General features: G+C 66.7%; 13 protein-coding genes and 1 tRNA gene. 10 read left to right on the top strand and 4 right to left on the bottom strand.

The annotated features are described in order from the left end of the window. Positions 1-122: 122 nt before the first annotated feature. A tRNA-Leu gene (locus IBX53_RS05140) sits at positions 123-209 on the bottom strand. Between the two features lie 233 nt (positions 210-442). Between IBX53_RS05140 and rnr the strand changes: the two genes are divergently transcribed. The 9 genes from rnr to IBX53_RS05095 all read left to right on the top strand — a co-directional run bounded on the left by rnr (position 443) and on the right by IBX53_RS05095 (position 8,251). Further along, positions 443-2,857, top strand: a complete 2,415-nt coding sequence (gene rnr / locus IBX53_RS05135) for a ribonuclease R (RefSeq protein WP_290906394.1) — start codon at positions 443-445, stop codon at positions 2,855-2,857. Between the two features lie 75 nt (positions 2,858-2,932). Then, positions 2,933-3,727, top strand: coding sequence for a 23S rRNA (guanosine(2251)-2'-O)-methyltransferase RlmB (gene rlmB, locus IBX53_RS05130; RefSeq protein WP_290906389.1), 795 nt, complete (start codon positions 2,933-2,935; stop codon positions 3,725-3,727). 150 nt (positions 3,728-3,877) lie between these two features. Beyond that, positions 3,878-4,270, top strand: a complete 393-nt coding sequence (gene rpsF / locus IBX53_RS05125) for a 30S ribosomal protein S6 (protein ID WP_290906386.1) — start codon at positions 3,878-3,880, stop codon at positions 4,268-4,270. Between the two features lie 33 nt (positions 4,271-4,303). Beyond that, a complete protein-coding gene (gene rpsR / locus IBX53_RS05120) occupies positions 4,304-4,531 on the top strand; it encodes a 30S ribosomal protein S18 (RefSeq protein ID WP_290906381.1) in 228 nt (75 codons plus the stop codon). 12 nt (positions 4,532-4,543) lie between these two features. Further along, positions 4,544-5,395: a hypothetical protein gene (locus IBX53_RS05115; protein WP_290906376.1), complete on the top strand. Its 852-nt coding sequence runs from the start codon at positions 4,544-4,546 to the stop codon at positions 5,393-5,395. A 15-nt stretch (positions 5,396-5,410) separates the two neighbouring features. After that, positions 5,411-5,857, top strand: coding sequence for a 50S ribosomal protein L9 (gene rplI / locus IBX53_RS05110; RefSeq protein WP_290906372.1), 447 nt, complete (start codon positions 5,411-5,413; stop codon positions 5,855-5,857). A gap of 142 nt (positions 5,858-5,999) precedes the next feature. Next, the gene (gene dnaB, locus IBX53_RS05105; RefSeq protein ID WP_290906369.1) at positions 6,000-7,388 is read left to right on the top strand and encodes a replicative DNA helicase; all 1,389 of its coding nucleotides are present in this window, start codon (positions 6,000-6,002) and stop codon (positions 7,386-7,388) included. A 133-nt stretch (positions 7,389-7,521) separates the two neighbouring features. Continuing rightward, positions 7,522-7,815: a hypothetical protein gene (locus IBX53_RS05100; RefSeq protein WP_290906366.1), complete on the top strand. Its 294-nt coding sequence runs from the start codon at positions 7,522-7,524 to the stop codon at positions 7,813-7,815. Positions 7,816-7,948: 133 nt separating this feature from the next. Then, positions 7,949-8,251 (top strand): DUF6482 family protein, encoded by a 303-nt coding sequence (locus tag IBX53_RS05095; RefSeq protein WP_290906363.1) that lies wholly within the window; start codon positions 7,949-7,951, stop codon positions 8,249-8,251. 87 nt (positions 8,252-8,338) lie between these two features. Here the strand turns inward: IBX53_RS05095 and IBX53_RS05090 are convergent, their stop codons facing one another. After that, a complete protein-coding gene (locus tag IBX53_RS05090) occupies positions 8,339-8,734 on the bottom strand; it encodes a thiol-disulfide oxidoreductase DCC family protein (protein WP_290906357.1) in 396 nt (131 codons plus the stop codon). Next, positions 8,731-10,344 (bottom strand): cryptochrome/photolyase family protein, encoded by a 1,614-nt coding sequence (locus IBX53_RS05085; protein WP_290906351.1) that lies wholly within the window; start codon positions 10,342-10,344, stop codon positions 8,731-8,733. The genes IBX53_RS05090 and IBX53_RS05085 overlap by 4 nt, the downstream gene beginning before the upstream one ends. Before the next feature lie 135 nt (positions 10,345-10,479). Between IBX53_RS05085 and hemH the strand changes: the two genes are divergently transcribed. Next, positions 10,480-11,580 carry a ferrochelatase gene (hemH, locus tag IBX53_RS05080; protein ID WP_290906348.1) on the top strand — a complete coding sequence of 367 codons (1,101 nt, stop codon included), beginning with the start codon at positions 10,480-10,482 and terminating at the stop codon, positions 11,578-11,580. 29 nt (positions 11,581-11,609) lie between these two features. Here hemH and IBX53_RS05075 read toward each other — a convergent pair whose 3' ends face one another. Next, positions 11,610-12,050, bottom strand: coding sequence for a Na+/H+ antiporter subunit G (locus tag IBX53_RS05075; RefSeq protein ID WP_290906343.1), 441 nt, complete (start codon positions 12,048-12,050; stop codon positions 11,610-11,612). Between the last annotated feature and the right edge of the window lie 2 nt (positions 12,051-12,052).

The raw sequence follows: 12,052 nt of genomic DNA, 5'->3' as shown, positions 1-12,052 counted from the left end.
CTTACGGACACTAGCACCTGAAGCTAGCGCGTCTACCAATTCCGCCACCTGGGCGAACACGAGCGATTCGAGCTGATAAAGAGCAGGGAGCGAGCTCCCGATCATCGTTCCCGGAGGAGCGATGGTGCCCAGAAGAGGACTTGAACCTCCACGTCCTTACGGACACTAGCACCTGAAGCTAGCGCGTCTACCAATTCCGCCATCTGGGCAGGCGAGGCGCATGATACCCCATTCCCTCGCCAATGCAAGCGTCGGAAGGACCTCGGGGCGCAGTTTTCTCGCTTTTCGCCGTGGCGGCGAGGGTCGCCATGGTTGGGTGGTGGACGACGCGGCGCTATACTGCGCCCATGACAATCGAAACGATATCCCAGACCTCATGCTCGCGGCGCCTGCGCGCCCTCCCACTCATGCCGTCATCGACCCTGCCAAGGATGCTCAACGCATGACCCACTGGACGCTCAGCGACGACCCGCACGCCAGCCGCGAGGCCCACAAGTACGACAATCCCGCCCCCAGCCGCGAGTACCTGCTCGCCCGGCTCGAGGAAGCTGGCAAGCCGATCACCCACGAGACGATGAGCCGCCTGCTGGGCCTCGATGACGAGGACCTGCAGGAGGCGGTGCGTCGCCGCCTGGCTGCCATGGAGCGTGACGGTCAGGTGCTGCGTAACCGCGCCGGTGCCTATGCGCTGATCGACAAGCTCGACCTGATCCGCGGCAAGGTGCTGGGCCACCGTGACGGCTTCGGTTTCCTGCTTCGCGAGGATGGCAAGAAGCCCGACCTGGTGCTGCCGCCCCGGCAGATGCGTCGCGCCTTCCACGGTGACTACGTGCTGGCCCGTGTCAGCGGGCGGGATCGCCGCGGCCGCGACGAGGCGACCATCGCCGAAGTGCTCTCCCACAATACCCAGACCATCGTCGGCGTCTATCGTCAGAACACCTCCGAGTTCGGGGTGCTGATTCCCGAGAACCCGCGCATCACCCAGGAGGTGATCATTCCGCACAGTGCCTGCGGCGGGGCGAAGGATGGTCAGGTGGTGTCGGCGAAGATCGTCCAGCAGCCCGAGACCCGGGTGCAGCCGGTGGGCGAGGTGATCGAGGTGCTCGGTGAGCGCATGGATCCGGGGATGGAGATCGACATTGCCATCCGCAGCTACGAGATCCCTGCCGAGTTCCCGCCGGAGGTCCACGATCAGATCGCCAGCATGTCCGCCGAGGTGGCCGATGGGGACAAGCAGCGCCGCATCGACCTGCGCGACGTGCCGCTGGTGACCATCGACGACGAAACCGCCAAGGACTTCGACGACGCCGTCTGTGCCTGGAAGACCAAGTCCGGCAGCTGGAAGCTGCTGGTGGCCATCGCCGACGTCTCCCACTACGTGCGTCCGGGCAGTGCCCTGGATCAGGAGGCGATTCGTCGCGGCAATTCGGTCTACTTCCCCGGGCAGGTGGTGCCCATGCTGCCCGAGCTGCTCTCCAACGGGCTCTGCTCACTGAACCCGTCCGTCGATCGCCTGGCCCTGGTCTGCGAGATGAACATCTCCCAGAGCGGCACCATCAGCCGCTACCGCTTCTACGAGGCGGTGTTCCAGTCCCACGCGCGCCTCACCTACAACAAGGTGGCGGCGATCCTCGACGAGGAGGACTCGGCGGGCGATGCCCTGCGCGAGGAGCACCGCGAGCTGGTGCCGTCGCTGAAGAACCTGCACGGCCTCTACCGGGTGCTGCGCGAAGCCCGCGTGGCCCGCGGCGCCATCGACTTCGAGACCACCGAGACGGCCATCGTCTTCAACGACGAGCGCAAGATCGAGAAGATCGTCCCGCGCAGCCGCAACGATGCCCACAAGATCATCGAGGAGTGCATGCTGGCGGCCAACGTGGCCACGGCCCGATTCCTCGACAAGCACGACCTGCCGGCGCTCTATCGCATCCACGAGAAGCCCTCGCCGGAGCGCCTCGACAAGCTGCGCCTGTTCCTCAACGAGTTGGGGCTCTCCCTGGGGGGCGGCGACGATCCCAGCCCGCAGGACTATCGGGAACTGGCCGAGGTCATCAAGGATCGCCCCGACACCGACGTCATCCAGACGGTGATGCTGCGTTCCATGAGTCGGGCGGTCTACTCGCCCCAGAACGACGGTCACTTCGGCCTGGCCTACCCGGCCTATGCCCACTTCACCTCGCCGATCCGTCGCTATCCGGATCTTCTGGTGCACCGCGCCATCCGCTCTGTCATCCGTGGCCCGCGTCAGACCGCCACGGTGCTGCGTGCCGACGGCGCCAAGGTGGAGCCACCGAGCAAATGGGCGCCCTACACCTTCGAGCAGATGCTCGAGCTGGGCGAGCACTGCTCGATGACCGAGCGCCGCGCCGACGACGCCACCCGCGACGTCGAGGACTGGCTCAAGTGCGAGTTCATGTCCGACAAGCTCGGTGATGTGTTCGACGGCACCATCGCCTCGGTCACCCAGTTCGGTATCTTCGTGCGCCTCGACGAGGTCTATGTCGAAGGCCTGGTGCATGTCACCTCGCTGCCCTCCGACTACTACCACTACGAGCCGGAGAAGCACCGCCTCAAGGGTGAGCGCAGCGGCATGAGCTATCGGCTGGGCGATGGCGTCACCGTGCAGGTGGCCCGGGTCGATCTCAACGACCGCAAGATCGACTTCGCCCTGGCCGATGACAAGCCGCGCCCCAAGCGGGCACCGCGCCGCCGCCGCGGGGGTGATGACGCCCCCGACAAGGGGCGTGCGCGTGCCGGTGGCAAGGCGCCCAAGGCCGAGGCCACCCCGGCGGCCAAGGCCGATGAGGGCGACGGCAAGAAGCGGGGTGGCGGTCGCCGCCGCCGCTCGCGCCGCTGATCGAGCCCTGTCCGTGAGGGGCGCCGGTGGCCTGCCGCCGGCGCCCCTGCTCGTTTCCCAGCGTGGATGAATGCGATGAAACAGAAGCGATCCCGCCGCCCCGCAGGCGGCAATTCCGGCACACCCGGCGGCCTCGAGGCCGTGTTCGGTGTGCATGCGGTGCGCGCCCTGCTCGAGCGCGGCGAGACACCGCGGGAGCTCTGGGTCCAGGAGGGTGCCGCGGGCAGCCGCCTCGCCGAGCTGGTGGAGTCGGCCGGCAATCGAGGTGCTCGCATCCAGACCCGCCCCCGCGACGAGCTCGACCGGATTGCCCAGGGGTCGGCCCATCAGGGAGTGATTGCCTTCGCCGCGCCGCTGGCCTTCGAGAGCGAGGCGTCGCTGTGGTTCAAGCTGGAGGCCTGGCCGCTGGAGGCGCCGCCGCTGCTGCTGGTGCTCGACGGCGTCACCGACGTGCACAACTTCGGCGCCTGCCTGCGCAGCGCCGATGCCGCCGGCGTCCACGGCGTGATCGTGCCCAAGGACAAGTCGGCGCCGCTCAATGCCACGGTACGCAAGGTGGCCTGCGGGGCCGCCGAGAGCGTGCCGGTCTACCAGGTGACCAACCTGGCTCGTGCCCTGGCCAGGCTCAAGGCGCTGGGGGTGTGGATCACCGGTGCCGCCGGGGAGGCCGAGGCGCTGGTCTACGCGGCCGACCTCACCGGTCCCACCGCCCTGGTGATGGGGGCCGAGGGCAAGGGCATGCGCCGCCTGACCCGCGAGGCCTGCGATCTGCTGGTCAAGCTGCCCATGGCCGGCAGCGTGTCGAGCCTCAATGTCTCCGTGGCCACGGGTATCTGCCTGTTCGAGGCGGTGCGCCAGCGACGCGGCTGACGCGACCGGCGCTTGCTATCACCATCACCTCTCTCTACAATCTGTGCGCCCGTTCGTCCTTCGAGCGGGCACTCGTGTTTTTCCGATATCACTCCTTGCTTCCCCGGAGCCCAGGCACCCGCGGAAGCTGCCAAACCGCAAGGAGATTCCATGCGTCATTACGAAATCGTGTTCATGGTCCACCCGGACCAGAGCGAGCAGGTCCCGGCCATGGTCGAGCGCTACACCGGCCTCGTCACCGAAAACGGCGGTACCGTGCATCGTCTCGAGGATTGGGGCCGTCGTCACCTGGCCTACCCGATCAACAAGATCCACAAGGCCCACTACGTGCTGATGAACGTCGAGTGCGAAGGCGAGACGCTCGACGAGATCGAGAACATCTTCCGCTTCAACGACGCCATCATTCGTAGCCTGGTAGTGCGCTGCAAGGAAGCGATTACCGAGGCGTCGCCGATGATGAAGCCGGCGGAAGAAAAGCGCGCGCGTCGCGATGATCGTGACGAGAAGCCCCGCGACGAGAAGCCCCGCGCCGCAACCGCCTGATCTCACCCATCGCACCGCTGAAGGAGTCTTCCCATGGCACGCTTTTTCCGTCGCCGCAAGTTTTGCCGTTTCACCGCCGAGGGCGTGAAGCAGATCGATTACAAGGATCTGGATACCCTCAAGGCCTACATCACCGAGACCGGCAAGATCGTTCCCAGCCGCATCACCGGCACCAAGGCTCGCTATCAGCGCCAGCTGGCGACCGCCGTCAAGCGCGCCCGCTACCTGGCCCTGCTGCCCTTCACCGATAGTCACCAGTAAGCGCCTGGCGTGATGCTCGCGATCGCCCGCTGGATGATGCGGGGCACGCCCTACGCCGTCGGCGGGGCCGCCCTCGCAACGCTGATTCCCTGGCTGTTCTGGCTGGGGGCCGCCATCGCGGCACTGGTCACCCTGCGCCATGGCCTCGCCTCGGCGCTGCCGGTGATCGTGGCGGCGGGGGTCCCGGCCGGCTGGTGGTGGGCGCAGGGCGACGTCATCCCGTTGACCAGCGTATTGCTGGTCACCCTGATGGCGATCGTGCTGCGCTCACGCATGCGCTGGGCCGAAGCGCTGATCATCGGCGCCCTGGTCGGCGCCGGCATGATCCAGCTGGGTATCTTCCTGCCGCCGGGCGGTGCTGGCCCCATGCTGGAGCAGCTGCGCCAGGGCTCTCCCGAGGTGGAGCGCCTGCTCAGCGAGCTGACCAGCCAGGGGCTCGATACCGAGCAGCTGGCCGGTGTGCTGATCGGTGGCATCACCGGGCTGGTCGTGCTGATCGCGTCGGTCGCCTGCCTGGCGCTGGCGCGCAGCTGGCAGGCGGGGCTCTACAACCCCGGCGGCTTCCGCGAGGAGTTTCATGCCCTGCGCCTGGCGCCCCGCGAGCTCGCCGTGCTGGTGGTCATTGGGGTGATCGGTGGGGTGCTTGGCCTCGTGTCTCTCGGGATGCTGCTGTGGATCCCGCTGCTGGTTGCCGGCATCGCGCTGGTGCATGGTTACGTTGGATTGAAAGGGATGAACGGGCTGTGGCTGGTCGTCTTCTATGTGCTGCTGATCACCACCTGGCCCATGATTCTGATTGTGCTGCTGCTGGCCTTTATCGACGTCTTCGCGGACATCCGCGGACGTGTGGCCAGTCGCAACTGACTAGAGGTTTACGAGATGGAAGTCATTCTGCTCGACAATATCGGCAAGCTCGGCGGCCTGGGTGACCAGGTCACCGTCAAGCCCGGCTACGGCCGAAACTACCTGATGCCCTACGGCCTCGCCGTTCCGGCCTCCAAGGAAAATATCGAGGCCTTCCAGGCCCAGCGCGCCGAGCTCGAGGCCCAGGCCGCCGAGCGCAAGGCCGAGGCCGAGGCTCGTGCCGCCCAGCTCAACGAGATCGAACTCTCCCTGGTCTCCAAGGCCGGCGACGAAGGCAAGCTGTTCGGCTCCATCGGTCCCCGCGACCTGGCCGAGGCCATCGCCTCCGCCGGCTTCGATGTGGCCAAGAGCGAAGTGAAGATGCCGGAAGGCCCGCTCCGTGCCACCGGCGAGTACGACATCCACCTGCAGCTGCACCCGGAAGTCGATGCCACCATACGTGTGGTGGTCGTGGCCGAGTAAGTCCTGGTCGCCGCCCGACGAGGGGCGCGGGGAGAGATCCCCGCGCCCCTCGTCGCGTCTGGATGCCGCTGAGTCGGGCATGGGGCCCGCCGCCTGTCTGGGGTAGAATGGCCCCCCGCCAAGACCTGGGTGAACCATCGCGATGCCAGACATGCTCGTACACGACAAGGAAACCGCCGCCCTCAAGGTGCCGCCCCACTCGCTGGAGGCGGAGCAGTCGGTGCTGGGCGGTCTGATGCTCGACAACCAGGCGTGGGACAATGTCGCCGACCGCCTGGTGTCCGACGACTTCTATCGCTACGAGCATCGGCTGATCTTCAACGTCATGGCGGGGCTGGCCGAGTCGGCCCGCCCGCTGGACGTGGTGACCCTCTCCGAGGCGCTGGAGGGCCGCGACCAGCTGGATACCGTGGGCGGTCTGGCCTATCTGGCCGAGCTGGCCCGCAATACGCCTTCCGCCAGCAATATCCGCGCCTATGCCGACATCGTTCGCGAGCGGGCCACCCTGCGCAAGCTGATTCGTGCCGCCAGCCAGATCGCCGATGGTGCCTTCAGCCCCCAGGGGCGGCCGGCCGACGAGCTGGTGGACGAGGCCGAGCGCCTGGTGTTCCAGATCAGCGAGGAACGCCCCAAGTCGGGTGGTCCCATCGGCATGAGCGAGCTGCTCGCCAAGGCGGTGGACCGCATCGACGAGCTGTTCAACATGCAGGGCCAGATGACCGGCCTCTCCACCGGGTTCCGCGACCTGGACGAGATGACCACCGGCCTGCAGCCGTCCGACCTGGTGATCATCGCCGGACGCCCTTCGATGGGCAAGACCACCTTCGCCATGAATGTCGTTGAACATGCGGTTATTTCCAGCGAAAAGCCGGTGATCGTCTTCTCCATGGAGATGCCCGCAGATGCCCTGATGCTGCGCATGCTCTCATCGCTGGGGCGCATCGACCAGACACGGGTGCGCACCGGCCAACTTGAGGACGAGGACTGGCCGCGACTTACCTCGGCGGTCAACCTGCTCAAGGACAAGCAGCTGTTCATCGACGATACCGCGGCGTTGTCGCCCAACGAGATGCGCTCTCGGGTTCGGCGGCTGGTGCGCGAGCACGGCAATGTCGGCCTGATCATGATCGACTACCTGCAGCTGATGCAGATCCCCGGCTTCTCAGAGAACCGCACCGGCGAGATCTCGGAGATCTCCCGCTCGATGAAGGGGCTGGCCAAGGAGTTCGGCTGTCCGGTGATCTGTCTCTCCCAGCTCAACCGCTCCCTGGAGCAGCGCCCCAACAAGCGTCCGGTGATGTCGGATCTGCGCGAATCGGGCGCCATCGAGCAGGATGCCGACGTGATCGCCTTCGTCTACCGCGACGAGGTCTACAACCCCGACAACCCCGACAACCAGGGGCTGGCCGAGCTGATCATCGGCAAGCAGCGTAACGGCCCCATCGGCACGGTCCATATGGCCTTCATCGGCAAGTACACCCGCTTCGAGGACCTGGCACCGGACAGCTACGGCGACACCTTCGGCGAGTAGGGCGCAGCCTTCGGCGAGGCCCCCGGCTTGAGCCCGGTGGGCAGGGCCGTATAATGCCCACCTTCCGCTCGAGTCTTGGCAGACAAGGCTGAACAAGAGAGCCGAGCGGTCAGAACAGAGCACAGGAGGCAGCATGGCAGGCGGATTCCGGCGCGGTAATCGGCAGCGCACCCCCAAGCTTCAGGCGCGCGGTGAGCTACAGTCCCTGGAGCGGGAAGGCCCCTTCAAGGAGTGGCTGGGCATGCCCGACCTCTATCGCTACCAGATGGTGGTGGAAGGTGAGAGCTACAGCTACCAGACCGAGGACGCCGAGCTGCCGGTACAGGTGGGTGACCGGGTGGTGTTTCGCTACAAGGAGACCAAGGCCGGCAAGTGGATCGACCGCAACTCCCTGGGCAAGGCCATCGATCCCTCCAGCTACCAATAGCCATTAATCAGTCACTTGCTGAACCCTCCGGGGTGTCGAGGGTCACATTCTCGACACCCGTTTGTCACCGCGACGTCATCTGGCGTCACCAGACTGTGGCGCACTGCCATCACAAGTTACCCTGGAGGGAACCATGGAATTCAAGGATCTCAAGGCCTTCGCGGCCCATCACGACAACTACGAGATTCGTGTCATCGGCCATGCCGGCAGTCGCTTCTATCAGGTGGAGCTGGAAGACATCGAGGGGCAGCGTCATATGCTGACCCGCCAGGGGAAGCCGGTGCTGTACCGCTCCCTGGACGATGTCTACCTGGAGCTCAAGCGGGTCGGCATTCGCCGGGCCTACCTGGTGCAGCAGGTGCCACACGACGAGGTGATCGGTCGCGAGGCTCACTATCACGATCCGCTCTCCTCGCGCATGCCGCTGGTGTTCTGAGGCGGAATCCGACCGGCATCGTCTTCCCGTCGCACGGGGCGGCCTCTCTCCCACGCGACGACCTTCCTACCGCAGTGTCTTCTTCCCTCACTTCCGCCGCCGCCTCGCAAGCCAGCGCCCCAGGCGCACCCGGCGGCGGGCGAACCAGTGATACCCCGCATCCATCAGCGGGGCAACTCCCGGCAGGCAGCTCAGCCAGACCAGCCGTCGGTAGCCAAGCACCGCGTAGAGGGCCCGGCTGGCGTCCATGCCGATGAACCAGCGTCCCTCGGCGTCCTGCAGGTGCAGCCTCCCCATCATCGCCTCGGAGGTACGCCCCAGCGCTCTGGGGTCGAACTCCGCTGCCTGGATGTCCACCAGCCACACCCGCTCGCTGCGGGGATGGCGCGCCAGCCAGGCGACCTCCCGCTGGCAGAGCGGACAGTGGCCATCGTGGTAGAGGGTCACCGGAGCGAGGGCGTGGAGGGTGTTGCGTCGGCTCATGGGGTCTCCTCCCGGGGAGTGGGTTCAGGTGCGTAGCCGGCCAGATGGAGGGCTCGCTGCCCCGCGGCCTCGGCATGCCAGGCCGTCGTGCGCGGCAGGGCCGTCAGGAAGCGGTCGGCCTGGTCGCGGATGGCGGCCCGTTTCTCGTCGGCCATGCGCCCCAGCGAGCCATAGATCAGCTTCATGCGCGGGTTCGATGACAGCGTTTCGGCGTGTCGCTCCAGGAAGTGCCAGTAGAGGCTGTTGAGCGGGCAGGCGCGTTCGCCGGTGACCTGCTTCGGGTCGAAGCGACAGTGGCGGCAGTGGTCGGACATGCGGTCGATGTACCTGCCCGAGGCGCAGTAGGGCTTGGAGCCCATCAGCCCCCCGTCGGCGTGCAGCACCATGCCCAGCACATTGGGCAGCTCCACCCATTCGCAGGCGTCGGCATAGACCGCTAGGTACCAGTCGCCCAGTGCCTCCGGGGCCACGTCGCAGAGCAGGGCGAAGTTGCCGGTGACCATCAGCCGCTGGATATGGTGGGCGTAGGCGTTATCGCGGGTCATCTCGATGGCGCGACGCAGGCAGCGCAGCTCGGTGTCGCCATTCCAGAAGCAGGCGGGCAGCGCCTGGTCGGCGCCCAGGATGTTGCCGCGCTTGTAGTGCGGCATCCGCGTCCAATAGAGGCCGCGCACATACTCCCGCCAGCCCAGGATCTGGCGGATGAAGCCCTCCACCGCATTGAGCGGCGCACGCCCCTCGATATACTCGCGTTCGGCGCCCTCGCAGAGCTCCCGGGGCGAGAGCAGTCCCAGATTGAGCGCCGCGGCGAGCCGCGAGTGGAACAGGAAGGGCTCGTCGTCGCTGATGGCGTCCTGATAGCGGCCGAAGCCGGGCAGCAACTGGTCGAGGAAATGGCGAAGGTCGACCAGCGCCTGGCGCCGCGTCACCGGCCAGTGGAAGCCATCCAGGGTGCCGAAGTGCTCGCCGAAGTGCTCGGCCACCAGCGCCAGCACCGCTTCGGTGATGGCGTCGCGGCCATGGCGTGGGGGCTCGGGAACCGCCAGGTTGGCGGGCAACGGCTCACGGTTGTCGTGATCGTAGTTCCACTTGCCGCCGGCGGGCGCGTCACCCTCCATCAGCAGCCCTGTGCGACGGCGCTGCTCGCGATAGAAGTACTCAAGACGCAGTGACTTGCGGCCGGCTGCCCAGGCGGCGAAGTCGTCCGGGGTGGAGTAGAAGCGGTCATCCTCGAGCAGGCGCCAGGGCAGGGCGGCGGCCTCCCGCTCCTTCATCGCCTGCCATAGCCGCCACTCGCCGGGGCGCACGGCGCGGATCTCGTCGCAGCCATGCAGGGCAGCCAGGCGTTCCGCCTCGGCGACCAGCGCCTGGGCATTGTCGGGGTCGTCCAGGGCGCTGTAGTGCACCCGGTAGCCACGATCGCGCAGCTCGGCCGCAAAGTGGCGCATGGCAGCCAGGATCAGGGCGATCTTCTGGGGATGGTGGGGCACATAGGTGCTCTCTGCGGCCACCTCGCACAGAGCCACCACGGCATCATCGGGCAGGTCGTGCAGGCTGGCCAACTCGAGACAGAGCTGGTCGCCGAGTACCAGCACCAGGGGGCGGGACATGGGTTGACCTCGGGTTGTACAAATAAAGTCAATGGTACAACCTCGTCGCCGTCGCCGCGAGGGGCCTGATACACTAGCGCCATTCACATCGGCAGCCGGCCATTACCATCCGGCGCATCGACCAAGGAGCTCCCCATGACCCACACGACCCAGGATTCGGCAAACCCCGACATGGACCGCCCCGGCAGCGGCCGCCTGGCCCATGCGCCGGGCGACCACCCGCCGATTCCGCGGGCCAGGGTGGGCGTGCTGCTGGCCAATCTGGGCACCCCGGATGCCACCGACTACTGGTCGATGCGCCGCTACCTGAGCGAGTTCCTCTCCGACAAGCGGGTGGTCGACTACCCGGACTGGAAGTGGCAGCCGCTGCTGCAACTGATCATCCTGTCCCGGCGACCCTTCAAGTCCGGTGAGGCCTATCGGAGCATCTGGAACACCGAGAAGGACGAGAGCCCGCTGCTGACCACCACCCGGGAACAGACCCGCAAGGTGGCCGAGGGCCTCGCGGCGATGTTCGGCGATCAGGTGATGGTCGACTTCTGCATGCGCTACGGCAACCCCTCCACCGACAGCGTGCTCAAGCGGATGCAGGCGTCGGGCTGCGAGAAGATCCTGTTCTTCCCGCTCTACCCCCAGTACGCCTCGCCGACCACCGCCACCGCCAACGACCAGGCGTTCCGCACCCTGATGACCCTCAAGTGGCAGCCGGCCTTTCGCACCGTGCCCGCCTATTTCGAGCATCCCCGGTACATCGAGGCGCTGGCCAACACGGTGCGCGAGGCCTATGAGGCCGCGGCGACGCCGCCCGAGGTGCTGGTGGCTTCCTACCATGGCGTGCCCAAGCGCTACCTGATGGAGGGCGACCCCTACCACTGCCAGTGCCAGAAGACCACGCGGCTGCTGCGCGAGGCGCTGGGCTGGGGGAAGGCGGATATCCAGACCGCCTTCCAGTCCAAGTTCGGCCCCGAGGAGTGGGTGGGGCCGGCCACCGTGGAACACGTGGCAGAACTGGCCCGACAGGGCAGGAAGCATATCGCGGTGATCTCGCCGGCCTTCTCCTCCGACTGTGTCGAGACCCTGGAGGAGATCGAGGAGGAGATACGCGATGCCTTCCTCGAGGCCGGCGGCGAGACCTTCACCTATGTGTCCTGCCTCAACGAGCGCGACGACCATATCACGGCGCTGCTGGCGATAATCGAGAATGAACTAGCAGGCTGGGTGGCTCCCGGGTCCTGACGGCTGGGCTGCCTCTCCTGTCCCTGGCGTCAGCGGGGCAGGCGGGGCTTCTGGCGTGACCGGCGGCGTGTGCGCCAGGGGTGACGAGCCTTGGCGGGGCGCGCTACCCGGCTCTGTCCGACGTCCTCGTCGCGCAGTTCCGGCAGCGAGCCGCGGGTGCCCGTGATGAAGCGCAGGTGCATGTGCAGGCCGGTCTTGGCCAGCATGTGACCGGTGACCGGCGCGGTAAGGAACAGGAAGAAGGTGATCAGCAGCTCCTGGACGTGGAACTCCCGCTGGGTCACCGTGAAATAGAGCATCGATGCCATCAGCATGCAGCCGATCCCCAGGGTGGTCCCCTTGGTGGGGCCGTGCAGGCGCATGAAGAAGTCCTTGAACTGCAGCATGCCCAGCGAGCCGGTGAAGGCAAACATGCCGCCAGCTACCAGCAGGAAGGCGACGACGCCTTCGGCCAACAGGGTGAAGGTCATGT

It is taken from the genome of Halomonas sp. (assembly GCF_014859505.1).
GTDB lineage: Bacteria > Pseudomonadota > Gammaproteobacteria > Pseudomonadales > Halomonadaceae > Halomonas.
This window is presented reverse-complemented; position numbering and strand designations above follow the sequence as displayed.

Bases quoted from the DNA above. Each gene is read 5' to 3' on its own strand.
- rnr (WP_290906394.1), top strand. From the start codon at position 443: ATGACCCACTGGACGCTCAGCGACGACCCGCACGCCAGCCGCGAGGCC.
- rlmB (WP_290906389.1), top strand. From the start codon at position 2,933: ATGAAACAGAAGCGATCCCGCCGCCCCGCAGGCGGCAATTCCGGCACA.
- rpsF (WP_290906386.1), top strand. From the start codon at position 3,878: ATGCGTCATTACGAAATCGTGTTCATGGTCCACCCGGACCAGAGCGAG.
- rpsR (WP_290906381.1), top strand. From the start codon at position 4,304: ATGGCACGCTTTTTCCGTCGCCGCAAGTTTTGCCGTTTCACCGCCGAG.
- IBX53_RS05115 (WP_290906376.1), top strand. From the start codon at position 4,544: ATGCTCGCGATCGCCCGCTGGATGATGCGGGGCACGCCCTACGCCGTC.
- rplI (WP_290906372.1), top strand. From the start codon at position 5,411: ATGGAAGTCATTCTGCTCGACAATATCGGCAAGCTCGGCGGCCTGGGT.
- dnaB (WP_290906369.1), top strand. From the start codon at position 6,000: ATGCCAGACATGCTCGTACACGACAAGGAAACCGCCGCCCTCAAGGTG.
- IBX53_RS05100 (WP_290906366.1), top strand. From the start codon at position 7,522: ATGGCAGGCGGATTCCGGCGCGGTAATCGGCAGCGCACCCCCAAGCTT.
- IBX53_RS05095 (WP_290906363.1), top strand. From the start codon at position 7,949: ATGGAATTCAAGGATCTCAAGGCCTTCGCGGCCCATCACGACAACTAC.
- IBX53_RS05090 (WP_290906357.1), bottom strand. From the start codon at position 8,734: ATGAGCCGACGCAACACCCTCCACGCCCTCGCTCCGGTGACCCTCTAC.
- IBX53_RS05085 (WP_290906351.1), bottom strand. From the start codon at position 10,344: ATGTCCCGCCCCCTGGTGCTGGTACTCGGCGACCAGCTCTGTCTCGAG.
- hemH (WP_290906348.1), top strand. From the start codon at position 10,480: ATGACCCACACGACCCAGGATTCGGCAAACCCCGACATGGACCGCCCC.
- IBX53_RS05075 (WP_290906343.1), bottom strand. From the start codon at position 12,050: ATGACCTTCACCCTGTTGGCCGAAGGCGTCGTCGCCTTCCTGCTGGTA.